We start from the raw sequence: 26,981 nt of genomic DNA, 5'->3' as shown, positions 1-26,981 counted from the left end.
GTACTAAAAGTATAAGCTTTAAATGTGATACAATTGTCAAATATATGTGGAAGTTGTGTTATTAATAACAAAAAAGGCTTAAGCATTACGCTTAAGCCTTTTTGCTAGTATTTTTCATGTTGATAAAGCGCTATTCCTTAACTAATATATCTGATGCTAATAACCCATTATTGCTATAAAACTCTCTTAGTTTTGAACCGGTAGAAAATGTGTTATCTGCATTATTGTACACAATAGAAGAATTAGATGCAACATCTATACACGTCAATAATGCAGCAGCGGATGTAGATGTACATATATTGTTTCTAAATACATAGTTAATTTTCATATTACCTTTAAATACGGACTTTGGTAAACTGTATATTTCGTTATTCGAAATGCTAACAGTAAAATTAGAGGAATTTTCAATAGTAGATAAATATGTCTGAGTATCAATTTTTGAATCATCCAAGGAGATTGAACTATTATTTCCACTAATTGTAAACACACCATAATCTAACGGGAGAAGCATTTCGCATTTTTTCAATGAATAGTGTTTGTTATTCACATTTGAAAAACCAACTATTGTTCTATAATGAGTGTTTTTTTGAGAAATAAATTTGCAGTCACTAATACCAACTGAACAAGGAATATTTTGAGATGCTCCAGCCATGTCCTCACTAGTGGAAAAGATAGCGACTTGTCGTTTTGAGGAATCAGTACTTCCAGTTGCCAAATTGAATGACGAACCAGAGAAGGTAAAATCTGATTCATTAGCCAAACGTGTGATTTTTACTATATATTGTGCAGGTGCATATATGTTAAATACTGAGTTTGTAATTGATATATTTTTAAATGACCCATTATAAAAAGTGATGGAATTATCACAATCTTGAGTAGCGTTAGTAAAAGTACAATGATCAAAAGAAATATCTTTAAAAGCACCTCTCCATAATGCAATATTTTCATCAGTTACAGTTGAGTAAAAACTACAGTTTGATATTTTAACATTTTCAACAGGGCTGGTATAGGAATTTGATTGACCACAAATCCAAAAACACCCACCACGCAAATGATCTGTCTTTGAACCAGAATATCCATCACCGGTAGTGTTTGAAAATGTACAGTTATTGATAATAACGTCTTTAGTTAAAGAACTATGCTTAAACCATAGAAGGACGACATCCATATAAGTCCCGTTAGTATTATCAGGATAGGCTTTGAAGTTGCAGTTAGTAATTGTACATTTATTTGTTTCTTGCAACGCAACTAATAACATTTCTTTTCCCGATTGAGGATGGTTTTTTACAGCAGGAAACAAGAAATTAAGATTTGAAAAACTTAATGTATATGATGAGTGAGTACTATCAGGTAGTGTGTATAAAATTTTATCTCCAACTGCTTGAAATTTGGTCGACACACAAAGGTTTGTTTTTCCAGTACCAATGTAGTTTAAGGATTTTAAGGCAATTGGTTTATTTATAAGATACAGTCCATCATTAAATTTTATGGTTTTTATACCATAGCTTTCTGCTCTTTTCTGAACAGTATTGATTTTGTCAGATATTACATTATTAGGAAGAATACCAATCTGAGCAACATCTAGTTCACTTCCACAAATAAGCTTAGCCTTTAAACCATTTTTTAGTTGAATAATTAGAAGATTGTCAGCCGCTTCTGAGGTTGAGGTAATATAGTATTTTGCAGCTCCACCATCACCGGAGTTATAGTATCCGTCAGTGTATACGTAGTTTCCTGCAGACAAACCACAATTTTTTAGTGCTATAAGATTAGAATAATGATTTGTGGAAGATGCAGTACCCTTACTCTCCAGTAGATATTGAGAAGAATCAAGTGAATCAGAATCTTCGATTGCGTAATCATAATCATCTATAAATAAATCTAGAGAAACATTATCCTCAACTGAAGATAGATTGATTGATGGAGTGTATTCCTTAGAGGTAATTACTAAATCTTCGTTTGTTGTCGCAAGTGACAATAATGCAATAGTCATTAGAGTAAAAAATGATGACATCTTATTCATATAGTTGTCCTTTCTGTAAAAGTTATATTTGTTGTGAGACTGAACAATTAAATGATAAAAGGTACTTCTTATTCTGGTTTATAGTCCCAATTTATATTTATGGCAATAATGAAAAATAAAAAAGTGAAAAGATTAATTGTACTTATAGTAGTAAGTAAATAAGCAATAAATGACAATAAATAGAATTTACGTTTATGTAAATTTAATGTTATGAAAATCAATAATGAAGCCAAAGCCAACGTTCCAATTATTCCCTCACTACAAAAGATTTCTACTAAACCATTATCAAAGGTATGGATGGTTTGCCATTTTTGATAGAAATAGTATTTTAGGTCATCTCTATTTTGGGCACCTGCACCAAAGCCAAAGATGGGATGATGTAAGGCTGTGTAATATATTCCAGATAACTGTACGATTCTTGGTGTAGAATCTCTTCCAGTCATGGATATTTTCATAGATTCATTTGGGGCACCTTCATTAACATCAAAATTAAAACCAACTTCATTTAAAACTGATTTTGCAGTAGCTGAATAATAAAAATGTAAATTAGTTGGTAAAAATGTATATATAACTAAAAAGCATATTATAACTACTGTAAGCGTTTTGGAAAATTGTATACGTCTATCCCTTTTCTTGATAATAAGAATAAAGTAAATACCCAGTATAGCGATGAAATACAGGACGGATGATCTGCAACCTGAATGAATAATAGCTAAAAAACAAAGTACAGATGAGACAATATATATTTTTTTTCGAGTTATTTCATAAACGTACAGAATCAGCGGAAATAGTAATACACAAACGTTTCCATATATAATGGGCATAAGCATGGTTGTTGTTGCTCTTAATAACCCAAATTTGACCTGAGATTCATTAATTATTCCGCGTGAAACGGTATATAGAATATCAAATGGTTTTATAAAGGTGATACTTTCAAATATTCCAACTAAAAACAGAATGTTGGAAGTCCATACAACAGATTTAAGCAGAGTAATATATTCTTCTTTTGTTGGGGAAAGCAAATAGAAGGCTAACAGTAAGAAAACTTGTTCAATTACAATGCTAAAAATAGTTTTATACGCTTGATTGTAAGTGGTTATGTATCTAAGATTTGAAATAATACGTAAAATAAAATAGGTGAATAAAAAATAGTATTCACTTGGTATTTTTATATGTTTTATATTCTTTATAGTAGAAAAGTTGATAGATCTTCGTTTGTATTTTAAAACATATATGGCGAATAAAATAAGAAAAATTCTAGAAACAGAAATAACTGGCAGAGCATCACTAATATCTATACCATAGTAATCTGGCAAAAAAAGAAAACATGGAATAAAAAAATATAAATAAAGCTTATTTTTAAAGCAATAAATACAGCCGATAAATAAGGCTAAAGTGAAACATAAAACCATTATTTGCATAAAATACCTCCAAAAATATATTGTTTTATATTAGTAGTAAATACTACGAAAATATTTCGAAACTATTGCGAACCAATTAGAACATATTGAAAGATTATAACATAATATTTAAATAAAACAAAATGAAGATTGCAATAAACAACCAAAAGACATATTACAAAACTATTACGCTAAAATCAATAGATAATTGACATGTGAGTATTAAAAAATATAATAATAATTATGTTTCATATTTTAACATAATTGTTATGTTTCATATTTTAACATAATAGTGAAGGCGCAAATAGTTGTATAAAGGCATTTATCAATGTCTATTTTGTGTATTATTTGTGAAAATAGACAAAAAATATAAATTATTGAAATCGTAATCTTTAGTTTTTATCAATATACATGTTTGGATTTGGATGCTATAATTTATAACATTGCAAAATGTATCATTTTATGAACGAAGGAAGGATATTTTAATTATGTTTAAAAATGAGTTAGAAATTGATGTGGGAAGATGTTTCTTAGCACTTCGCAAGAAAAGAAGATTTATAGGTTTACTGACTGTACTCTTCTTTATAGTTGGGTTGGGTCTAACACTTGATGTGGGTGAGGATCAGTACACAGCTACTGCGACAGTTTACGCCCAGGCAGATGGCTCTTATGTAGATGCTGCTAACGCAGTTACAGCGATGAATGCGTATTTAAATGTAGCTAGCTCATACAAGGTTAGTCAGAGAGCTGCTCTTATAATAGGAAGAAATGATGTTTCAGCAACTGATGTTCAGAATGCAGTAGAGGTTAGTTCGTCAGCAAATAAGTCTACATCTTCATCTTCAATTGCAAATTATATGAATATTTCTGCTACAATCATGAATTTTAGTGCTACAACAAACGATCCAGCACTTTCTATGGAAATGGCAGATGCTATGGCTCAGTCTTATGCTATCGAAATGTCAGAAATTTTAAGTACAGATTCTGTTAAAACTCTTGATAATGCATATACTTACGACAAGACACGTGATGCAAATTCATCTGCATGGACAACTAGAATTGCGTTTATGTTAGGTGGATTTTTCATAGCTGCTATAATCGTTGTTGTTTGTGAAATCTTTGATAGAAGAGTACGTACAGTTCGAGAAGCATCAATCAGAGATGATCTTCCTGTAATCGGTATCATTCCAGATTATAAGGAATAAGGAGGTATAGAGTTGAAAAAGTTAGACATATACAGAAATGATAATTATATATTAAATGATGCGTTTGACCAGGCGGTTATGAACCTCCATATTCTTAAAAAGCAGCATGATTATAAGTCTTTTGTTATTTGCGGAAGTGAGGCTGGAAACGGAGCTACTACAGTAGCAATCAACCTTGCAGCAGCTCTTGCAAGTTCAGGTTGGAAGACAGTTTTAATTGATGGAGATATGAGAAAGAAGAATCGCTATAAGAGATTAAATGAGAATGTCTCTGAGGGACTTTCAGATTATCTAATGGATAGAGTTACTCTTGATAGAATTATTTGCGAGACAACTACAGAAAATCTTTCTTATATTCCTTGTGGAGAGCTTATTGATAATCCCGTAAGACTTCTTTGCTCAAACAAAATGAACGTTGTTAGAGATGAGCTTGCAAATACATATGACTTTATTATTTTCGATATGCCTGCTATTAATGCAGCAATGGATGCTAAGGTTATTGCAGTAAATGTTGATGCAGTAATTCTTGTTTCAGCTATCGGCGAGACTACTAAGCGTGGTGTTATCGAGGCGGCTAATGCGCTTAAAGATGTAAAGGCGAACCTAATTGGAACTATCGTTAACAAGCTCACAATGGAAGAATATATTGAGCAGAATGTTGATTATGATTATTTCCAAAATGAAAGATACGCAAAGAAGATTAAAAAGTAGTGGAGGCAGAAATGAGAAATTTAAAAACTATTATTAAGAATATTACAATTTGCCTCGTTGCAGTTGTCTGCATGGTGGCTAATTATACAATGGTTGCTGATGCTACTGAGGTTATTGACGGCTCAGCTGTAGCGATTATCGAGATTGAAAGCTACAATGTAGAAGGTGGTATGATTGAAGCTGGTAAGAATATTACTGTTAATCTTACTCTTCATAACACTTCTAATTCATCTAATGCAACTAGCATTATTATGACAATGTCTAACGCTACTGGTAGTGTTCTTCCGGCATATGGAAATTCTAACCAGGTATATGTAGGTACTATTTCAGCTGGTAAGAAAAAAGAAGTATCTGTTCCACTTACAATTGGTGAGACTTATATGGGCGGTGCAGTTGACTTGTCTTGTCAGTTTGATTACTTAACTAGTGGAGCTAGAATGAATAATGTTGCTACAATTGCAATTCCTGTTTCAGGTGGAAGCACATTAGGTGTTAAGTCAATTGATGTTAACACACATGCAATTGTAAACGGTAAGTCATTACTTTCATGCAGTTATATCAACCAGAGTTCATCAAACATTACTGATGCAAAGCTCATCATCGACGGAAATGTATCTTCTGCTAGTAAGGAGATTTCTCTTGATACAGTATATGCTGGAAAGACATATACCCAGGACTTTTATGTAACATTTAAGGAGCCAGGAAACCAGGCTATCAATGTTACACTTCAGTACACAGATGTTGATGGTAATCTTAAGACTACAGACTTAGGAAAGTTTGAAGTATCTGTAAGCAAGGAAAGTGTATCAGAAGAAAACGCTGATAGTATAAGTGGCGTTATTGGTATTGCGGGCAAGATTGTTGCGCTTATAGTTCTTGTGATAGCTGCAGTTTCAATAGTAACTTTTATAAAGAAAAGATAAATAGGATTTTATAGTAGGGAGATTTAGCAATGAAAATCGCAATGATCGGTCATAAGCGTATTCCTTCCAGAGAGGGTGGAATTGAAATAGTTGTTGAAGAATTAGCTTCAAAGATGGTAGCAGAAGGACATGAGGTATATGCATACAATAGAGCTGGCCATCATGTTTCTGGTGCGGAGAACGACACACAGGTTGGAAAGATGTATAAGGGCATTCACATTATCACTGTTCCAACATCTGAGAAAAAGAGCCTTAATGCAACTATCTACTCAGTTTTGGCTACATTGCATGCTGTATTCCATCATTATGATGTAATTCATTTTCATGCTTCAGGCCCTTGTGCGATGCTTTGGCTTCCACATCTTCTGGGTATTCGTACTGTTGCTACTATTCACGGTATTGACAGCCAGAGAGCTAAGTGGGGCGGTTTCGCTACAAGATATCTTGAGTTTGGCGAAAAATGTGCTGCAAAGTACGCAGATGAGTTAATCGTTCTTTCAGAAGGCAATAAAAAGTTCTTTAAGGAAAAGTACGGCAGAGAAGCTACACTTATTCCTAACGGAATTGGAAAGCCAGAAATCCTTGAGGCTCAGGAGATTACAGAGCAGTTCGGTTTAAAGAAGGATGAATATATTTTATTCCTTGCTCGAATAGTTCCTGAGAAAGGTCTTCACTATTTAATTAAAGCTTACAAGCAGATTCATACAGATAAGAAGCTTGTAATTGTTGGTGGTACTAGTCATAGTAACGATTATGTTTCTAAGATTAAAAAGGCTGCCAGAGAAGATGACAGAATCATGTTACTTGGATTCCAGCAGGGTCAGATTTTAGAGGAGCTTTACTCAAATGCTTATCTCTATGTTCTTCCTAGTGATGTTGAGGGAATGCCTATTTCTCTTCTCGAGGCTATGAGCTACGGTAACTGCTGCCTCGTTAGTGATATTAACGAGACTGCAGGTGTTGTTGCTGATAAAGGTATCACCTTCAAAAAGGGAGATGTTGATGACTTAAAGGAGAAGCTTGTTCAGCTCTTAGATGATAAGAATGAGGTTCATGCTTATAAGGAGCAGGCTGCAGATTATGTACTCAGCAAGTATAACTGGGACGATGTTGTGGCTAGAACTATTAACCTATATAAGTGTGGATTAAAAGCTTTATAATGAGATATGAAAAAGATAGCAATTATTGCACCATGTATTCTTCCAGTCCCGGCTTCTAAAGGCGGGGCTGTTGAAGAATTAATAACATTTATTATCAATCAAAACGAAATATCCCCCAAATATGTGATTGATTTATTCACAATCGCAGATAATTCTTATTCTCAAACGAGATATTCTTATACAAATATTATCCCTATAAATTATAGTGCTTTTACAGCTAAACTGGATAAGGTATGCGATAAGTACTATAGAACTGTAAAAAATAAAAGTGCAAAGCGTGTTTTTGATAAAGAGATAATTTCTATCTTTTTGAACCATGTCCACGAGATGTCTGAGTCTTATTATGCAGTGATAATTGAGAACCAGATGTCATTGGCTGTTGAGCTTTTGAAGGAAATAGGATATTCAAGAGATTATCCTATTTATTTTCATATGCACAATGATGTGGATATCTATCGTTCGTCAGAATATATCAGGACTCTTACTGAAAACGGAGTTCAATTTATTTCCATAAGCAATTATATTACCGGTCAGATTAAAAAATATTCGCCAGACGCTGTTGTACACCTTTTGTATAATGGCATTTCTCTTGATGATTATTCAATGACTACGAGAGTGAATGACGGTAAGATACGTTTTTTATATGCAGGACGCGTAATTCCTACAAAAGGTGTAATGGAGCTTGTTCAAGCATATCTGAAAATGCATGAACATATAGCTCCAGAATATGCAGCAAAAACAGAGTTGGAGATTATTGGTTTTTCCGATAAAAGTACCCAATACGAAAAAAAGATATATGAGCTGGCAAAGAAAAACAGCGATATTATAAAATGTCAAAAACGTTTATCTACAGCAGAAATGGCTAAAAAGTATAATGAATTTGACGTTGTAGTAATGCCTACCATAGATGAGGAGCCGTTTGGATTGGTGGCACTGGAAACCATCGCAAAGGGAATGGCTTTGATTGCTACTAATTCTGGTGCTATCCCAGAGGTGGTGGGTGAAGGTGCCGTTATTGTTGACAAAAATTCAGATTTCATCAGTAATTTGGCCATGCAGATGGCAAAGTTGGCAGTTGATTCTGACTATAGAAATGAACTTGGCAAAAAAGCTTATTCTATGGCAAGAAGAGTAGTAGCGTTTAATATTGATAACTATTATTATAGACTAGTGAATATTTTAGACACAAAATGTTCACAAAATACCATTTCGGTAATTGTTCCTGTATACAATGTTCAGGATCAGTTGAAAAAATGTGTTGATTCATTGATTAATCAGTCATACACCAATCTGGAAATCATTCTTGTTGATGATGGTTCCACAGATAACAGTGGATTGATGTGTGACGAATTTGCTGGGGTAGACCAAAGAATACGAGTTATACACCAAAATAATGGAGGTCTTTCGGCAGCGAGAAATTCAGGCCTTGATATTGCTACAGGAGAATATATTTTCTTTGTAGATAGCGATGATTACCTGGATTTGAGCACATTGGAAAAGCTCATGAATCATATGAGTAGATGCAATGCAGACGTAGTGGCTTGCGGTTTCGCCTATACATATGATGAAAAACCAGAGAGCCCATTCACTAATCCATCTCCTGGAATATGGAGTGGAAAAGAGGCGGTCATACAGATGATGACAAATAACAATCTTTGTACCACTGCCTGGAACAAATTATACAAGGCTTGTTTATGGAAAGATGTTAGATTTCCAAAGGGCCGAGTTCATGAGGATGAAGCCACCACATATAAAGTATTGTATGCGTCAAATACAGTGGCCTATTTGCCAGAATGCCTTTATAAGTACTATCAGCGTGAGAATACTATCATGAAGGGAAATCTGGAAAAGAGATATAAGGATTATCTTATGGCTATCGAAGAGCGCATCCAGTATTTCGCGGGATGTGGGGAACAGAGATTAGTTGATAACAGCATTCTCGTATTACTTGAATATACCAAGTATGTTTACAGGTCAATACAGAGTAAAGAGCGAGGCTGTTTAAAACATCAATACAATAAATATATTAAGGAATATGGTATTCCAAAAAGCATTAGGGCTAGAAAGAAGATAGCTTTGCTTGTGTGGAAATATGTTAAGGCTTAAGGGATGAATGATAAGTTACTATCGGTGGTTATACCGGTCTATAATGCTGAAAATTGTATAAAGGATTGTTTGAATGCTTTAATTAATCAGAGCTATTCTAATTTGGAAATCATCGTAGTTGATGATGGTTCTACAGATAACAGCTTGGATGTATGTAAAAAATATGCAGAGCGGGACTCTAGAATTAAGGTTTTTACACATGCCAACATGGGCGTATCTGCCACAAGAAATGAAGGCATCTACAAGGCTACAGGAGATTATATTTTTTTCTGTGATTCAGATGATTATCCAGAGCCAGAATTGGCTGAGAGATATGTACAGGCCATAGAGAATTGGCAGAATTCAGACGTAAGTTTCATCTGCTGTGGAATGTTCTTCGATAATGTTTTAAATAAAAACGTTAAGAATAAGGAACACATTCTTGAAGCAGATTATGGTTTTGTCAGAGGAGAAGATTATCTGATATCCAGAGCAGCTGCAGCTACACTGGCATGGTTAAAGCTTTTTAACTTTGTCACTAATAAGTGCTATGACTTAAATCTTATAAAATCAAACAATATAAGATTTGATAAAGATATAAATATAGGTGAGGATCTTAAATTCAATTTGGATTATCTAGATATTTCCTCAGGTAATATCGGAGTTATAAATCAGCCTCTTTATCATTATGTGAGAAGAAGGGGAGACAGCCTTTCAATCTCTTATCATATAAATGACTTGGAAGATACAAAGTGCATCTACAAGCGTTTCGTCAACTGGCAGATAAATCAGCATGATTCTACAAGAGAAAATATTCTTGTAGTAAAAGGAATATATATAACAGATTGGGTTAGTCGTCTTACTAGCATGTATGAAGCATATAAAGCTGGTGAGGTCGGAGAGAGTGTTTACAGAAAACTTTCAAAGGATTTGAAGTCAAAAGAGTTTCAGAATACTTTGAAAGAAATACATAGAGGCAAAAAAATAAGCACACTTAGATATGTGTGCTTGAGGACAGGAACATTTAGATTGTTCTATTTCTTCAGAGGAATTTACCAGGTTATGAAGGGCTAAGGTGGCTGAAAATAATCGGAGCGATTATGTAAGCCAGACGCCTTTTAGAGGAATGAGTTGGCTGGATGGTTTTTAGTTCAGCCTGTACACCTCGGATTTGAGGTAACACCTGCTTATTCCCGTTTTTATATTCTTTTAACAGACAGTACATACTATATTCCAAAATGGAATTATAATTGTCGTCAACATAGCTTTTAGATATAAGTTTTCTTATTTCATCAAAAGCAGGTTTATATTTAAATACTGCACCATTAAAAAGATTTAAATTAGTGGTTGCAGAAGAGTTGTTTTGCACATAGTGATACAGCGGAAGATTTACACATGCAAATTTCAAATCAGGGTACTTTGTAAGCAGAGTAGTCTGAAACAGCAAATCTTCGCAGATATGGATATTTGTATTGAGAGAAATATTTTTAATAATCTCTGTTTTAAAAAGACGGGTAACTAAAAATCCTCTCACATTATCATTGGTAAACATTGCTTCAAGTAATGCATCAGAATCCATGATTTCAGCCTGTGGATTGGCATAGGCGGTGGACATACCATTGCTTTCAGTAAAGTATCCGCAAACACTACCAGCAAAAGAATCGTCGGAAACGACGTTGATCATACATTCGTAGAAATTATTTTCTACATAATCGTCTGCATCTAGAAAACTAATCCAATTGGATGTGGCATATTTGACCCCAAGGTTTCTTGCGGTGGATACACCAGAGTGTTCCTGGGTTATACATTTAATAAATGGATACTGATTGGCATAGCTTTCAGCGACAGCCACTGAATTATCAGTGGAACCATCATTGATAAGAAGTATCTCATTAGGCAATACAGTGCCTGCCAGAATGCTATCGAGCATTCCGCAGATAACATTGCCACAGTTGTAAAATGGAATTATTGTTGTAATTGTTTTATTCATATCTCGATTATAAGAGAATTAAACCGTAACTTCAATGAAGAGTGAGGGGCAGAATGAGTGAGTTATTAATACCAAAGACAATACACTATTGCTGGTTTGGTGGAAAACCAAAACCTGAGTCAGTTCAAAAGTGCATAGATAGTTGGAAAAAGTATTGTCCTGATTTTGAAATAAAAGAATGGAACGAAACAAATTACGATGTTCACAAACATCCATATATGGAAAAGGCTTATCAGGAAAAGAAATGGGCCTTCGTTCCAGATTACGCCAGATTGGATATCATGTATAACCATGGCGGAATTTACTTAGATACTGACGTTGAAGTTATTAAAGATCTTACTCCTCTTTGTGAGTTGAAAGCCTTCAAGGGGTTTGAGACATCTCAGGCAGTCAATGATGGTCAGGGATTTGGATGTATGCCAGGTCTTCCAATTTTTAAAGAAATGATTGCATGTTACGATGGAGAAGAGCCATACGAGTTAATCGATGGAAAGCTTCAAAATATTGAAAGCCCAAGACTATGTACAAAAGTTTTACTTAGACATGGACTTAAGTTGGATGGCTCAAGACAGAAGGTAGCAGATGTAGACATTTTTCCAGCTGAGTATTTTTGCCCTAAGAGCTTCACGACAGGAAAAATAAAAATAACAAAGAATACCTATTCTATCCACCACTTTGATGCAAGCTGGAAGGATAAGGGCGAGCAAAAATATATTGCGCTGATGCGCTTCTTGAACAGATTATTTGGCGAAGAAAAGGGTCCAAAGGTTCTTGAAAAGATAATGACTTTGAAGGACAAGATTAAAGGAGAAAAATAAGTTGGAAAATGGTACACAGAATAAATTAATATCGGTCATTGTGCCAGTTTACAATGTGGAGAGTTTTCTTGACCAGTGTGTCACCTCTATTATCAATCAGACATACAGCAACTTTGAGTTGATTTTGGTTGATGATGGGTCAAAGGATTCCAGTGGAGCTATTTGTGATGAATGGTACAAAAAGGATTCCAGAATCAAGGTCATCCATCAGTCAAACGGCGGATTATCCGCAGCTAGAAATTCTGGACTTGATCAGGCTAAAGGTGATTATGTTTGTTTTATAGATTCAGATGATTTTGTTAAAGAAAACTATCTTGAAGCATTCATGATTACTATGAGCAAAACAGATGCAGATATTGCTATTTGTGATATTATATCTGCCAAGCTTGCAGAGCCAGAAAAGCCACTTGATAGAGTAATTCAGTTTACAGCCAAGGAGTGTAGAGCATGGCTTACAAATCCTATCGCACGTGAATATGTGTTGATGGTTGTATCATGGAATAAAATGTACAAAAGGGAGTTATTTAACGAACTTCGTTTTGAAAAAGGAAAATTACACGAAGACGAGTTTATGATAAACAAGCTGCTAAAGATGGTTAACAAGGTTACTTTTGTTCCAGTAAAGAGCTACGTTTATCGTAATAACGAAGAAAGTATCACAGGTAAAAATAATAATAATGATATACGTCATCTTCATGGAATAGATGCCTATGTTGAGAGAATTAAAAGTGTTCTTGAGGACGAAGATGACGACAAAGAATTTGCAGCTATTACATTAAAATGGGCTTTGTTAAAGCTCGCAGATTTCTATAGAAATGGAAATCCTTCTATGCAGAATGCTGTAAAGAAAAAATACGATGCTATTTTTAATGAATATCAGTGGTTGTTAACAGATAAACAGAGATTAAAATATAAAGTGTTTACCGTGACACCAGGACTGTTTTGTAAGAAATTTGTGAAGTTTTAATCGGGGAAATAATCTAAGTTATGAATAATGTTGATAAGCTGGTATCTATTATTATTCCAGCATACAATGTTGAAAACTACATAGATAAATGCTTAGAATCAGTATTGGACCAGACCTATAAGAATATTGAGGTTATTGTGGTTGATGATGGATCTTCAGATGACACATGGTCCCATATTGAAGAATTTAGTAATCGAGATTCCAGAGTAAGAGCTTTTAGAAGAGATAATTCGGGAGTTTCTGCTACAAGGAATTTTGCATTGGACCAGGCCAATGGCTATTACATCCAGTTTGTGGATTCAGATGATTACATCTGCGAAGAAGCCACACATAAGCTGGTTAATGCAATAGAAACAACAAATGCCAGCTGGGTCAACTGTCAGTATAATCGTATTGACGATAATGGCAATCAGCTAGAGGTATTTGATTTCATAAAAGGCATTTACGTCACTGACACAGAAGAGTCTCGTCTTAAATTTATAAGGGATAATCTTTTAGAATACCGAGTTGGATATGAGGTTTGCTTTAAGCTCTTCAAAGCATCAATAATAAAAGAATATAACCTTAGATTTAATGATAAGTGCCGAATAGGTGAAGACTTAGCCTTTAATATATGTTATGGCTTTTATGCGGACTCAATTGTTTGCATTGAAGATAGAATTTACAATTACATAATCAGGTCCAATACCGCAATGGAGAATGCCAAGTCTCTTAAGACTAATTTTGAAGAACGTCTGACTCTTGTGAAGGGTATTGAGCCAACATTTAAAAATGTTTTTAGCGGAAAGACAAAGGACGACTTTTATCAGTTATTTTATAAGCTAATGCTGCTGGGGTGTTGGAAACATACCGCAGAGGAGTCATTACAAATGATAAAGGAAGTAAATGATAAATATTTTGAAGAATATTTATCAGAGTCCTTAAAGCATAAGTCGGAATTCGGGAAGATCTTTCGACCTGACCTGGCGATGCTTTATTACAAGTATGGATTATATATTGATTCATATTTAAATGGGAGAAAATTAAATATTATATATTTGGAAATGTATAATATGTATCGCAGATTGCGAAAACGGGATACCCTAAGAGAGTGGCGTTTATCCTAGAGGAGAATAGTGTTGGAAAATAAACATGCATATCTCATCATGGCTCATAATGATTTCCAATCATTAAAACATCTAATGCAGGCCATTGATGATGAGAGAAATGATATTTATTTACATATAGATAAAAAGACCAGGCTTGTTGATTTCAACGAAATAAAAACATGGGTGAAAAAAGCAGGCTTGTTTTTCGTACCTAGAATAAAAGTATTTTGGGGCGACAAAAGTTTTGTCCAGTGTGAACTCAACTTATTAAAAGCATCGACAGGTAATGGGCACTACCGTTATTATCATTTCTTATCTGGTATTGATTTTCCACTTAAATCCCAGGATGAAATACACGCCTATTTTGAAGATAAAGATTTAGAATATCTGAATTATCATTTCCCAGGTGAGGGTGGTGATGATTTTATATATAAAATTAGATATTACTATCCGTTTATGAGATGGTTGGGCCGATGGGATGCTCATGGCAACAAGCTTAAATCTAAATTCAGGTATCATCTGGATGTGTTTAATAAAAAGCTGTTGGCCAGGCAGGAATCCAAAGGTGTTGATCGAAGAAAGCGATATCCTGATATCACATTTGTTAAAGGTGACAATTGGGTTACCATAACAGATAGTTTTGCAAGGTTTGCATTATCAAAAGAAAGAAAAATAATGAGGATGGCCAGATTTTCGGCTACTCCTGATGAAATATTTTTAGCGACACTTGCATACAATTCATCATATAAGAATAAAATCGCAAATGATATCAAGCGATTGATTGACTGGAATAGAGGCGGTCCATACGAATTTGTGTATGAGGATCTGCCGGAGCTATTAGAAGCAGATGCTTTTTTTGCCAGGAAGATATCCTATAGCAGACAGCCAAAGCTTGTAGAAGCATTGGAAAAACACATAGGTTTACAATAAAACACAGAATTAATTAGCAGAGAATGGAGTAAGTTTTGGGTAAGTACAAAAACAAAGTATTGAATTACAAAGACGGCATAATCATAAGACTTTATCAAAATTTAAAATGGGCTTTCTCATTTTATAAGATGTACATGGGAAGAATTCTCCTTTATGCATTCACTGAGATTTTACGTCTTGGAGTTGATTTCTTCATCACTTATAAGATTGGAAACATTGTAGATTTTGCCATTGAAAAAGACACTGAAAAAGTAATAGCAATGGGACTACTTTATATTGGGTTGTTCATTGCAAACGCTTTTCTCAGCATTTCTTCAAACAGATTGGCAGCATGGAATTACAATACTATGCAGGCTGATATGGTTAAGAAGGTCTTCAATAAAGTTTTAAAGGCAGATTGGGAAGAGCTTACAGCGTTCCATTCAGGAGATTTGATTTCCAGAATGTCTAACGATTCAAAGACTATTTCGCAGAATGTTACAACTTTCCTTACAACAATCATCACACAGTCACTTATGGTGATCGTTTCACTGGCAGTTATTCTTATGAATGACGCCAGCATGATACTTGTTGTTGTAGTAATTGCTCCAATTATTGTGTTCTCATCAAGAATCTTCATGAGAAAGATTTATGATTCTCAGGCAGAGATTCGTCAGATTGAGAGTAGAGAGGTAGCATACAACAAGGAGTCATTCCATAATATTCAAGCTGTCAAGGCCTTTGGTTTGGCGGATGAGTTTTATGACAGAATACAGCAGTTGGAAGCAGACAGATATAAGGCTGACATGAAATCCAACTTATTCTCACTTATGTCTTGGATAGTTACTTATCTTGCAGGTATTTTCTCAGGAATTATCTGTATCGGCTGGGCATTCTACAGAGTGGATTCTGGAGCTATGACATTCGGTGCTCTTACAGTTGTAATCATGATGGCATACAGAATTGCTGTTGCTGGAAAGGCAATCTTACAGCAGATTCCAGTGTCTATTCAGCTTACAGTTGCAATTGAGCGAGTTAGAGAAATTATCAACATTCACAATGAGAAGCTTGTTGAGACTGCAGAATATGAGAAGTTCGCAGTTCAGACATATAAAAATGGTGTAGCAGTTCACGTTGATAACATGAGCTTTGCATATAAAACAGGACGTCAGATTTTCGATAATGTAAATCTTGAAGCTAATCCTGGAGAGATAATTGCTCTTGTAGGTCCTTCCGGTGAAGGAAAGACAACAATGCTTCGTATTCTTCTTGGAATTTTGAAGGCAGGTTCAGGAGATGTATATGCACAGCTTCCTGTAGAAAATGGAGAAAAATATTCATTCTCTACAGAAACAAGATCCCTTATAGCATATGTGCCACAGGGAAACACAATGCTTTCGGGAACTATCAAAGAGAATATGCAGCTCATTGCTCCAGATGCCACTGATGAAGAAATCATCGATGCATTACAGCAGGCATGTGCCTACGATTTTGTTAAGAAACTTCCTGATGGTATTTACCATAATATCGGCGAAAGCGGAGTCGGTTTTTCAGAGGGACAGAATCAGAGACTTGCCATCGCACGAGCAATCCTTAGAAAGACACCAATTCTTCTTATGGACGAGGCAACTTCAGCACTTGATGTTGCTACAGAGAGAAAAGTACTTAGCAATCTTATGAAGAAGGATACAAAGCGTACTTGCATTCTTACTACACACAGACCTAGCGTGTTGTCTGCCTGTGACAGAGTTTACAGAATTAGTGATACTAAGGTTAATGTTATTAATGAAGCTGAGATACAGCAGCTTATGAATGATTTTTAAGGGAATATAGTTAAGAAAAAAGGTAGTGTTATGAATAAGGAAATCTATGTTACAAAACCGGTGTTGCCACCATTTGAGGAGTTTGAAGCCTATCTTAAAGATATTTGGGAAACCCATAATCTTACAAATTTAGGTAAGTACACAAGAGAGTTTATATACAAACTCAAGGACATAATGGATGTGGAATATTGTATTACTTTATGCAATGGCCATATGGCGCTGGAGATGATTCTTCAGGCAATGGAGCTTTCAGGCGAAGTGATTACCACCCCATTCACATTTGCATCTACTACTCATGCTGTCGTGAGAAATGGTTGTACCCCTGTTTTTTGTGACATAAAAGAAAGTGATTGTACAATCGATGTAGATAAGATTGAGTCACTTATCACAGATAAAACAACAGCAATCGTACCAGTTCATGTTTATGGTATGCCTTGCGATATTGAGGGTATTGAGAAAATAGCAAAGAAGCATAATCTTAAGGTTATTTACGATGCCGCTCATGCTTTTGGAGAAACTGTAAATGGTGAAAATATCGCCAAGGCCGGCGATGCTTCAATGTTCAGTTTCCATGCCACAAAAGCATTTAACACAATAGAAGGCGGTTGTGCTGCTATTCATGATATGGATATCATGACACGAATTTATCAGCTTCATAATTTCGGTATTATGAACGAGGAAAATGTGGAATTCGTTGGTGCCAATGCTAAGATGAACGAGTTTGAAGCAATCATGGGCCTCTGCAATCTTAAGCATTTCGAAGAGAACAGACAAAAGAGAAAGGTACTTTTCGATTATTACAGAGAAGCACTTGCTGATATTCCGGGCATTAAGCTTCTTGAATATGATGAGAAGGCAGTTGAACTCAATTATACATACATGCCAATATTCGTAAATGCGGATGAGTATGGTATGAACCGTGATGAACTTACTGATGAGTTATTGAAATATGGAATTCATCCAAGAAAGTATTTCTACCCATTAACAAGTCAGTTTAATTGCTATAAAGATAGTGGATATAAAGCAGATGTACCGGTAGCCGAGAAAATGTCTAAGCAGGTATTAACATTGCCACTTTACACTGATTTGGATATAGAAGATGTAAAGCGTATTTGTGATATTATCAGGGGGACAAGATAATGCTTACCGATTTAATTGCTTTAGCGTTATATCCATTAAGCTCAATTATTGCTTTAGCGCATCCGTATAAAGCTGGTGAATTTGCTGATGAATTTTTCAAAAAACGGCAGACCACAACCATGAAGGGAATCATGATATTGATTGTTTTCTTTCATCATTTTTCTCAGATATGTGCGCCTGAGACACTTACTGAATATGCATATCGAATAGGGCAGCCATGTATCACATTTTTCTTTTTCCTGTCGGGATATACAACATATCTTGGACATTCAAAAATGGAAAAAATTGATTTGAAAAAATTATGGATAGGAAGAGCCTGGCGTTTATATTTGCCAGTAATGATTTTTTCAATTCTATTTAATAACTTTCTTGGCGGACTGTTAGCCTTCTTCGTATTTACGGATTTGGCTTTCATCATATTCAAGAAAGATATACACAGATTAGCGTTCATTACATTCGGAAACTTTTTGTATTTTGTTTTCCTGATTGTTATTGGCGCACCAAACTACTGGTTCGATGATATTCTTACTTACTTTGTAGGTGCTGCATTTGCAATATATAAGAATCAGGCAATAACATTCTTTGAAAGTAATGTTAAATATGCATTGTGTTTAATAGCTTTAATAGTTCTTGCAATTCCATCAGGGTATTTTGGAATCAATTACAGGTACTATGATTTGGCTATAACAGTATTTTCGTTTGTTGGATGTCTCATTGTTGTCTTGTTGATGATGAGATTAAATATAAAATCGAATATCTTCCATTTTATTGGGAATTACACATGGGAGATATTTATGTTCCATCAAATGTTTATAATCTTGTTTAACAAGGTTATTTATAGAAACTCCATTGTATTAATACTATCAGCAGTATCAACACTGGGGCTTTCTGTGGCAGTACACGAAGGTGTAATTGCTATCAGAAAAAGAGTTAATGAAAATAAGAAGTAAAAAGAGGTATTAGAAATGAAGATAGGAATTAATCAGCCATATTTTTTCCCATATATTGGATATTGGCAGTTGATAAATGCAGTTGATGAGTACGTAATTGCGGATAACTTACACTATATTAAGCAGGGTTATATTAACAGAAATAAGATTCAGATTAATATGGAGCCACAGTATTTCAAGCTCCCTGTACATAAGGCTTCTCAGAATAAGCTTATATGTGAATTAGATACAGCTCTTACACAGGAAGAAGTGGATAAGCTTTTACATACTCTTCAGTGTGAGTACAGACATGCTCCAAACTTTGAGCGTGTATATGCTTTGGTAGAAAAAATTTTGACATATGGTCTTACTGAAGAAGGAAAGAATCTTGCAGCATTCCTTGAGAACGCTATTAAACTTACAGCAAAAGAGCTTGGTATCACAACACCAATCGTAAGAGCTTCTAAGGATGTTCCTCTCGATAGAGACTACAAGAGAGAGAACTACGTAGTAGCAACCTGCAAGAAGCTTGGTGCTACAGAGTATGTTAATGCCATTGGTGGTACAAAGCTTTACTTCCAGGATTTCTTCAAAGCGAATGGTTTGGAATTAAAATTTGTACATACAGACAGTGATATTTCATACAAACAGTTTAAGGATGATTTTATTCCTAATTTATCGATTATTGATGCCATGATGTTCTGTAATGACGAGCAGATGGAGGAATTGTTGAATCAGTACGAGCTCGTGGACGGTTATGAGAGTCCAGAAGAGTTAGTGGAGGAATAGTTTTATGGGAAACAAAAAGGTTAGCATTGTAGTTGCTACATACAACCAGGAAAAATATATCGGAAAGACTCTTGAGAGCATTGTTTCTCAAAAAACAAATTTCGAATTTGAAGCAATTGTAGGCGATGACTGTTCTACAGATGGCAACGCTGCAATCATTAAGGAATACGCAGAAAAGTATCCTGATATTATCGTTCCAATTCTTAGAGAGAAGAATCTTGGAATGGCTGGCAACACCATGGATATCATGATGCGTGCCACAGGAGAATATATTGCATTTATCGAGGGTGATGACTACTGGCTTGATGAAAACAAACTTCAAAAGCAGGTAGATTTCCTTGATTCCCATCCTGATTATGTTGCCTGCTTTGGCTTGTGTCAGATTGTTGATGCCAATGGTGTCAGACAGGAAGACTGCGAGCAGTGGAGCAGCTTCATGAAGGAAGGCGGAGAGTATACAGTAGAGATGTTCCAGGATTACATCCTTCCAGGACAGACAGCTACATCAATGTATAGAAGAGTCGCTTACGGCGCTTTACAGCAGAAGCTTATGGAAGCAAAGATTGACGTAAGCAAAATGATTGATCGTTCACAGGTTCTTTGCATGCTTTCTGTAGGAAAGATGTATAACCTTGGTGAGTACCTTGCAGCATATCGTTATGTAATCACAGAGGGAAGCGGTTCATGGTCATCACAGAATGATTTTTACAGTAAAAATAATGTTCTTAAATATCTTCAGGGGATGAAAGATATGGAACACACAGCTGAGGTGCTGGGACTTAAGCTGAATTTTGACGCAAGAAGAGTTTTTGAGCTTAATAAGCTTGAGGATTCAGCTAACCAGTTTTCAAAAGAGGATTATTGTGAAATCTACAACCAGCTTGTAGAGGATTCATATAATAAAAAAGAATTAATAGGCATTCACAGGAAGAGACAGATTAAGAGATTAATTCGCAAAGTAGTAGGGAAGAATTAATAGTAAGGGGATTAAATCAGAAAGGTAAACGTTATGAAAAAATTATTATTTTTAGGAAACAACTGTCACGTAGATGAACTTATTAAGTACGCAAAGGAAAGAGGAGTTTATACAATTGTTACAGACAACCTTCCAGTTGAGCAGTCACCAGTAAAGGCTATGGCTGATGAGGCATGGAATCTCAGTGTACTTGATTTAGATGCCCTTGAGGCAAAGTGCAAAGAAGAGGGCGTTAATGCTGTCCTTTGTGGAGCCAGTGAAGTTTGTATTAAGGCAAACAAGGATCTTTGCGAGAGATTAGGCCTTCCATTCTATGCAAATCAGAAGGCATGGGATATTACAAATGACAAGATTTCTTTTAAGAAGGTATGTGAGGAGTGTGGCCTTCCTGTACCAAAGGAGTTTGCTCTTGATATTGAGTTTAAGGCTGAGGATTTAGCAAAGATTGAGTATCCTGTTGTTGTAAAACCAACAGATGGCTGCTCTAGTATTGGTCTTCATATCTGCAATAATGAAGCAGAGCTTAAGGAAGGCTACAAGGATGCTTACGAGAAGTCAGACGCAAAGAAAGTTGTTGTAGAAGAGTTCGTAGCAGGTGAGCAGGTTGGTCTTATCTATGCAGTTGTAGATGGCAAGCCACATTTAAATGCAGCAGGTGATGACTGTGCATGTAAGGATAACGCTCATCGTCGTGTATTTGGCGCTTCTCCAACAAAGCACATGGCATTATATAACGAGAAGTTAAAGGATGGTATAGATAAACTTTTTGCAGCATTAGAGATTAAGGCTGGTGCAGCAGGTATCCAGGCTATTACAGATGGCGAGAAGATTGCTGTATTAGAGATGAACTACAGATTACCAGGTGGAAAGTTCCCAGGAGAGAAGCTTCTTTGTGAGGTAATGCTTGATAATGCACTTGGTGAGAATACTAATCCACAGCCAGCACCTATGAATGGCCAGCTCTTTAGTTATGCGCTTTGGCTCAACCCAGGAAAAATTGTTGAGATTCAGGGCATTGAGACTTTACAGGCAAGACCACAGGAATTTAATATTCAGCAGTTTAGACATGTTGGCGATGTAGTTGAAGATAACGCAGGAATGCGTCAGGTACTTGGATATATTATGTTCTTCACAGACCTGGCACATCACGAAGAATACATTGAATTAATTAATAACACAGTTAAGGTTATTGATGAAAATGGCAATGATATGGTATGCCACTATAGATTCGAAAAGGGATACGCTGTGTAATAATATACACACACATGGGGTTGGTGTGTCAAATCACTATTATGCCACATAAATTAGTTGTATTTTTATGCACATTTTTTCCCAAAAAGATAGTATTATATATACACTTGTGAAGAAACTGTGAACATTGTAAAATTTGTGGCTAAATATTGGTAGGATTTAGTAGCAAATTGTATCACGGTGAAAATATTTTAGTTGGGAGACAGAGATATATGACAAAGGAACATGCAATTGAGATTCTTGAAAAGGCTGGACAGGGCCATGTAATGAGAGGATTTGATAATCTTACTGCTGAAAAGCAGCAGGCTTTCCTTGCTCAGATTGAGAACATTAACTGGTCAGATTTTGAGCTTATCGGAAACGATTCAAACGAGGCAAGAGGAGAGTTTACAGTTCCTCCAGCAATTGAGCTTTCAGAAATCGCTGAGAGAAAGGCTGAGTTCGAAGCAGCTGGTCTTGAGGCTATCAAGAAGGGTGAAGTAGGTGCAGTTCTTCTTGCAGGTGGTATGGGAACACGTCTTGGTTTCGATTTACCAAAGGGTTGCTATAACGTAGGTCAGACACACGAGTTATTCATTTTCGAGTGCCTTATCAACAACCTTATGGAAGTTGTTAACAAGGCTGGTGCATTCGTACCTCTTTACATCATGACTAGCGAGAAGAATGATGAAGTTACACAGAAGTTCTTCAAGGAGCACAATTTCTTCGGCTACAATCCAGAGTACGTAAAGTTCTTTATTCAGGATATGGCTTGTGCTGTTGATTATGACGGAAAGCTTCTTCTTGAGGAGGAAGGTCGTCTTGCTACATCACCAAACGGAAATGGTGGTTGGTATGCATCAATGATGAAGGCTGGTCTTAAGGGCGACATTCAGGCACGTGGTCTTAAGTGGATTAATGTATTCGCTGTAGATAACGTTCTTCAGAGAATCGCAGATCCATTATTTATCGGAGCTACAATCCTTGGAAACTATGTTTCAGGTTCAAAGGTAGTTCGTAAGGTTGAGCCAGCTGAGAAGATGGGTCTTCTTTGCTTAGAGGATGGCAAGCCAAGCATCGTTGAGTATTATGAGATGTCAAAGGAGATGTCTGAGGCTAAGGCTGAGGACGGAAGCCTTCTTTACAAATATGGCGTTATTCTTAACTACTTATTCTCAGTTGAGAAGCTTGATGAAATCGTTGATAACAATCTTGTTGTACACGTAGTTGAGAAGAAGATTCCATTTGTAAACGAGGCTGGTGAGAAGGTTTCTCCTACAGAGCCAAACGGATACAAGTTCGAGCTTCTCGTTCTTGATATGATTCATATGATGGATAACAATCTTGCATTCGAGGTTGATAGAAATTATGAGTTCGCACCAATCAAGAATCTTCATGGGGTAGATTCAGTAGATAGTGCAAGAGAGTTACTTCAGAAAAACGGCGTTGTATTGTAAAGGGTTGGGTAATGTATAAGAAAAAGAAAAAATTTTGGGCTAAACACTGGGATGTAATTGTGTTAGATACAGTCGCAGCGTTGCTTGCGATGATACTTGCCCTGTTTTTCCGCTTCGACAAAATACTCTTTTTGGATGTAATCCCACATGAGTATATTTATGAAAATATCCTGATTATGATTATCTTTGCCAGCATTTTGAATGCAGCGCTTAGAGATCCATACACAGGAATTGTTCATAGAAATAAGTGGCAGGAGTTAAAGGCAGTCGCAATTCATTCTTTTGTGAATTTATGTGGAATATTAATTTTCCTCTATGCTTTCAGATATTCAAATCGTATTTCACGAGCTGTTATCTTATCATGGTTCGGTCTTATGATTTTTATCATGTTTGCATTCCGTATTGTGTTTAAGCGTATCGTTCGTTTGCGTAAGCATGACGACAGCTTAAAGTCTACAATGCTTGTTATTGCAGATTCCAGCACAATTAATCACTGCCTTAGCCAGTTGGCTAGCTCTGATTATGTAGAGTATAAGGTCGTAGGTTGTGCTATTATCGACAAGGATTGGGTCGGTAAAAAGATTCAGGGTGTTCCTGTAGTCGGCGATTGTGATTCAGTATTTGAATACATTCGTACAAACGTAGTTGATGAGGTGTTCATCGACGGTAAGAACAGATACAGCGAGGAACTTCTTGCTGAGCGTCTTACAGATTTAGGATGTACAGTTCATATTTCTCTTATTCATACAGAGCACTTAATGAAGAACCGTACAATTGAGTACTATGGTGATTACATCACAATGACCACTAGTATGCACATGGCTACAAACCGCGAAGCATTTGCTAAGCGAACACTTGATATCATCGGCAGCTTAGTTGGATTGATTTTATGTGCTATAGCATTTATATTCCTTGCACCAGTGATTAAGATTCAGGCACCAGGTCCTGTATTCTTCTCACAGACACGTATAGGAAAGAATGGTCGTAGATTTAAATTCTACAAGTTCCGAAGCATGTACACAGATGCTGAAGAGCGTAAGAAAGACCTTATGGATCAGAACGAGATGAGCGGTCTTATGTTCAAGATGGAAAACGACCCTCGTATCTTCCCAGCAGGTCACTTCATTAGAAAGTATTCTCTTGATGAACTTCCACAGTTCTGGAACGTACTTATCGGAGATATGTCATTAGTAGGAACCAGACCACCTACAGAAAACGAGTTTGTACAGTACGAGCTTCATCACAAGGCACGTCTTGCCAGCCGTCCAGGTCTTACTGGAATGTGGCAGGTAAGTGGTCGAAGCGACATTACTGATTTCGAAGAGGTTGTGGCTCTTGATACAGAGTACATCAAGAATTGGTCACTTGGCCTTGATTTACAGATTCTCTTTAAGACAGTTGCAGTAGTTTTAAAGGGTTCAGGTTCTAAATAGACTAAATGGACAAACATACCTCGTAAAGGTTATAATAACCTTTACGAGGTTATTTTTTATTGGAGATAATAAAATGAAAATTTCAGTAATTACCCCATTTTATGAGGGTGATAAATATATGGATAATCTGGTAAAAGCTCTTATTGCTAATGAGGAATCATTGGCAAAAGTTGGATACGAGCTTGAGGCCATTCTTGTGAATGATAGTCCTTGGAAAAAGCTTGAAGCACCAGAATCAGAAAGTCAGTTTTTAAAAGTAATTACTAATCCAGAAAATAAAGGTATTCATTATAGTCGTGTGGCAGGCCTGGCAGAAGCCACAGGTGATTACATTATGTTTTTGGATCAGGATGACATTATCACAGATGACGCGCTTGTGAAACTTCTTAAGTCAGCAGTCATATCTAAGTCTGATGTGGAGGTTGCTAACGCATCATTAGAGCAGTCTGATGGAAGCAGATTATTATGGTATCGTAATGCTGCCCACAAGGCTTTAGTAGGAGATTTGACTACGTATTTACGAATTGGCATTCAGATCATCTCACCAGGTCAGTGCCTTATTAAGAAGTCATCTATTCCTGAGTTTTGGAAAGAGCATATCATGACAAAGAATGGTGCAGATGATTATTTCCTCTGGCTGCTTATGTTGGCCAAGGGATTAAAGTTCCATTACTACGATGAGCCATTATATGTTCATAAATATACTGCAGCTAATTTATCTGCTGATACGACTGTCACTGATGAATCAGTTTTTGATTTCATCGATTTATTACATGACTGTGAGTATTTTAAACAGGAAGATATATTTACTCTTCATGAGATGATAAGCTATAAGAATCAGTTTAGAGCCAGCGGTACATTTGGAAAGATTACATGTTCATTGGCAAATCTTAGCTTATTTATTGACAACCTTAAGTTTAAAAAGAAGACAGGAACTGGATACGGGTTTAACAGATAATGAAAGATATTGTGATACTTCTTGCTACCTACAATGGAGAACGTTTCCTGAGGCAGCAGTTTGATAGTCTTTTTGGACAGTCCAATCAGGATTTTCGTTTGGCGGTTCATGATGACGGCTCTACAGACGGCACTGTAGAGATAATAAATGAATATCGAGACAAATACCCAGACAGGATTGAGATATTTTATGGCAATTCCTGCGGTGGTCCAAAGGAGAATTTTCTTTGGATGCTGGGCAGAGTGGAGGCAGATTATTATCTGTTTTGTGATCAGGATGATGTATGGTTTCCGCAGAAGCTCCAGCGTTCTATAGAAGCTTTAACAGAGGCTGAAGGATTGATTCACCATGAAGGTGATGAGATTCAGCCGGTATGTGTTTTCACAGATATGAAGGTAGTTGATGAGGAGCTTAATGTCCTTTCCGATTCCTTCATCAGGTATATTGGCCGTCTTCCATCCAACACAGCATACACTCAGATTCTCATAGACAATCCAGCAGCTGGATGTACAATGTGTTTCAACCGTCAGTTGAGAGACCTGGTAGTTCAGCTGGCACCACAGCTTGATATGAAGAAGATTCCAATGCATGATGTATTGGTACTTGAAACAGCGGCGATTATGGGACAGGTGGTTGCTATTGATGAACCAATGGCATATTATAGACAGACAGGTTTTAACACAATGGGTGCCACAACAGAATCTGAATCGCAGAAAGCTTCCAGAAATCTTGAGGATCTGAAGCAGGGAAGTATCTTTGCAAAGAAGAAAGCTTTTGTGAACGAGGCAAGAGAATTTGCAGGAGAGCTTCTTAAGGCTGATTGGCTCCCAAAGGATAAAAAGAATATACTTCTCCGTTTTTCTAAAATAGGAGAAAAGGGGAAGTTTAGGCGTATGAGTTTTTATTCAAAAAATAATTTCACCAGGGCGCACCATAATCTTTGGTTTCGCCTGTGGGTATAGGAGAA

General features: G+C 36.1%; 23 protein-coding genes. 20 read left to right on the top strand and 3 right to left on the bottom strand.

From position 1 onward, the window contains the following. Window positions 1-130 precede the first annotated feature (130 nt). Window positions 131-2,023: a hypothetical protein gene (locus G592_RS0100495; protein ID WP_028246088.1), complete on the bottom strand. Its 1,893-nt coding sequence runs from the start codon at window positions 2,021-2,023 to the stop codon at window positions 131-133. A 68-nt stretch (window positions 2,024-2,091) separates the two neighbouring features. Next, window positions 2,092-3,444 carry an O-antigen ligase family protein gene (locus tag G592_RS0100490; protein WP_028246087.1) on the bottom strand — a complete coding sequence of 451 codons (1,353 nt, stop codon included), beginning with the start codon at window positions 3,442-3,444 and terminating at the stop codon, window positions 2,092-2,094. A gap of 467 nt (window positions 3,445-3,911) precedes the next feature. Here G592_RS0100490 and G592_RS0100485 point away from each other — a divergent pair, with 467 nt between their 5' ends. The 6 genes from G592_RS0100485 to G592_RS0100460 are packed head-to-tail and all read left to right on the top strand — an operon-like array spanning window position 3,912 to window position 10,581. Beyond that, window positions 3,912-4,628, top strand: coding sequence for a Wzz/FepE/Etk N-terminal domain-containing protein (locus tag G592_RS0100485; RefSeq protein WP_028246086.1), 717 nt, complete (start codon window positions 3,912-3,914; stop codon window positions 4,626-4,628). 12 nt (window positions 4,629-4,640) lie between these two features. Next, entirely contained in the window at window positions 4,641-5,339 is a 699-nt protein-coding gene (locus G592_RS0100480) for a CpsD/CapB family tyrosine-protein kinase (RefSeq protein ID WP_028246085.1), read from the top strand. 11 nt (window positions 5,340-5,350) lie between these two features. Further along, entirely contained in the window at window positions 5,351-6,262 is a 912-nt protein-coding gene (locus tag G592_RS0100475) for a hypothetical protein (RefSeq protein ID WP_028246084.1), read from the top strand. Between the two features lie 29 nt (window positions 6,263-6,291). Further along, window positions 6,292-7,422, top strand: coding sequence for a glycosyltransferase family 4 protein (locus tag G592_RS0100470; protein ID WP_036951310.1), 1,131 nt, complete (start codon window positions 6,292-6,294; stop codon window positions 7,420-7,422). A gap of 6 nt (window positions 7,423-7,428) precedes the next feature. Further along, window positions 7,429-9,528, top strand: a complete 2,100-nt coding sequence (locus G592_RS16770; RefSeq protein ID WP_051194679.1) for a glycosyltransferase — start codon at window positions 7,429-7,431, stop codon at window positions 9,526-9,528. A gap of 3 nt (window positions 9,529-9,531) precedes the next feature. Beyond that, complete coding sequence (locus tag G592_RS0100460; protein WP_081660268.1) at window positions 9,532-10,581, top strand: glycosyltransferase family 2 protein; 1,050 nt, start codon at window positions 9,532-9,534, stop codon at window positions 10,579-10,581. Here G592_RS0100460 and G592_RS0100455 read toward each other — a convergent pair. Continuing rightward, entirely contained in the window at window positions 10,568-11,497 is a 930-nt protein-coding gene (locus tag G592_RS0100455; RefSeq protein WP_028246081.1) for a glycosyltransferase family 2 protein, read from the bottom strand. The genes G592_RS0100460 and G592_RS0100455 overlap by 14 nt on opposite strands. A gap of 53 nt (window positions 11,498-11,550) precedes the next feature. Between G592_RS0100455 and G592_RS0100450 the strand changes: the two genes are divergently transcribed. The 14 genes from G592_RS0100450 (at window position 11,551) to G592_RS0100385 (ending at window position 26,976) form a co-directional block, all read left to right on the top strand. Beyond that, window positions 11,551-12,315 carry a glycosyltransferase family 32 protein gene (locus G592_RS0100450; RefSeq protein ID WP_028246080.1) on the top strand — a complete coding sequence of 255 codons (765 nt, stop codon included), beginning with the start codon at window positions 11,551-11,553 and terminating at the stop codon, window positions 12,313-12,315. Window position 12,316: 1 nt separating this feature from the next. After that, entirely contained in the window at window positions 12,317-13,282 is a 966-nt protein-coding gene (locus tag G592_RS0100445; RefSeq protein WP_028246079.1) for a glycosyltransferase family 2 protein, read from the top strand. A 20-nt stretch (window positions 13,283-13,302) separates the two neighbouring features. After that, window positions 13,303-14,388: a glycosyltransferase family 2 protein gene (locus tag G592_RS0100440; protein WP_028246078.1), complete on the top strand. Its 1,086-nt coding sequence runs from the start codon at window positions 13,303-13,305 to the stop codon at window positions 14,386-14,388. Window positions 14,389-14,400: 12 nt separating this feature from the next. Further along, a complete protein-coding gene (locus G592_RS0100435; protein ID WP_028246077.1) occupies window positions 14,401-15,300 on the top strand; it encodes a beta-1,6-N-acetylglucosaminyltransferase in 900 nt (299 codons plus the stop codon). Between the two features lie 35 nt (window positions 15,301-15,335). Then, window positions 15,336-17,102: an ABC transporter ATP-binding protein gene (locus G592_RS15165; protein ID WP_051194678.1), complete on the top strand. Its 1,767-nt coding sequence runs from the start codon at window positions 15,336-15,338 to the stop codon at window positions 17,100-17,102. A gap of 30 nt (window positions 17,103-17,132) precedes the next feature. Then, window positions 17,133-18,242, top strand: coding sequence for a DegT/DnrJ/EryC1/StrS family aminotransferase (locus G592_RS0100425; protein ID WP_028246076.1), 1,110 nt, complete (start codon window positions 17,133-17,135; stop codon window positions 18,240-18,242). Further along, window positions 18,242-19,192, top strand: a complete 951-nt coding sequence (locus tag G592_RS0100420; protein ID WP_028246075.1) for an acyltransferase family protein — start codon at window positions 18,242-18,244, stop codon at window positions 19,190-19,192. The genes G592_RS0100425 and G592_RS0100420 overlap by 1 nt, the downstream gene beginning before the upstream one ends. Before the next feature lie 15 nt (window positions 19,193-19,207). Continuing rightward, complete coding sequence (locus G592_RS0100415) at window positions 19,208-19,960, top strand: WbqC family protein (RefSeq protein WP_028246074.1); 753 nt, start codon at window positions 19,208-19,210, stop codon at window positions 19,958-19,960. A 4-nt stretch (window positions 19,961-19,964) separates the two neighbouring features. Then, complete coding sequence (locus G592_RS16765) at window positions 19,965-20,936, top strand: glycosyltransferase family 2 protein (RefSeq protein ID WP_051194677.1); 972 nt, start codon at window positions 19,965-19,967, stop codon at window positions 20,934-20,936. A 33-nt stretch (window positions 20,937-20,969) separates the two neighbouring features. Beyond that, window positions 20,970-22,187 (top strand): ATP-grasp domain-containing protein, encoded by a 1,218-nt coding sequence (locus tag G592_RS0100405; protein WP_028246073.1) that lies wholly within the window; start codon window positions 20,970-20,972, stop codon window positions 22,185-22,187. Window positions 22,188-22,399: 212 nt separating this feature from the next. Next, window positions 22,400-23,623 (top strand): UTP--glucose-1-phosphate uridylyltransferase, encoded by a 1,224-nt coding sequence (locus tag G592_RS0100400; protein WP_028246072.1) that lies wholly within the window; start codon window positions 22,400-22,402, stop codon window positions 23,621-23,623. A gap of 59 nt (window positions 23,624-23,682) precedes the next feature. Beyond that, the gene (locus G592_RS0100395) at window positions 23,683-25,056 is read left to right on the top strand and encodes a sugar transferase (RefSeq protein ID WP_242830127.1); all 1,374 of its coding nucleotides are present in this window, start codon (window positions 23,683-23,685) and stop codon (window positions 25,054-25,056) included. A 73-nt stretch (window positions 25,057-25,129) separates the two neighbouring features. Next, window positions 25,130-26,014, top strand: coding sequence for a glycosyltransferase family 2 protein (locus tag G592_RS0100390; RefSeq protein WP_028246070.1), 885 nt, complete (start codon window positions 25,130-25,132; stop codon window positions 26,012-26,014). Beyond that, entirely contained in the window at window positions 26,014-26,976 is a 963-nt protein-coding gene (locus G592_RS0100385; RefSeq protein ID WP_028246069.1) for a glycosyltransferase family 2 protein, read from the top strand. Before G592_RS0100390 ends, G592_RS0100385 begins: the two co-directional genes overlap by 1 nt. The last annotated feature ends 5 nt before the right edge of the window (window positions 26,977-26,981 follow it).

The organism is Pseudobutyrivibrio ruminis CF1b (assembly GCF_000424005.1).
In the GTDB taxonomy this organism is placed as follows: Bacteria; Bacillota; Clostridia; order Lachnospirales; family Lachnospiraceae; genus Pseudobutyrivibrio; species Pseudobutyrivibrio ruminis_C.
Note: the sequence above shows the minus strand (reverse complement) of the source record. Positions and strands in the feature narration are given on the sequence as shown.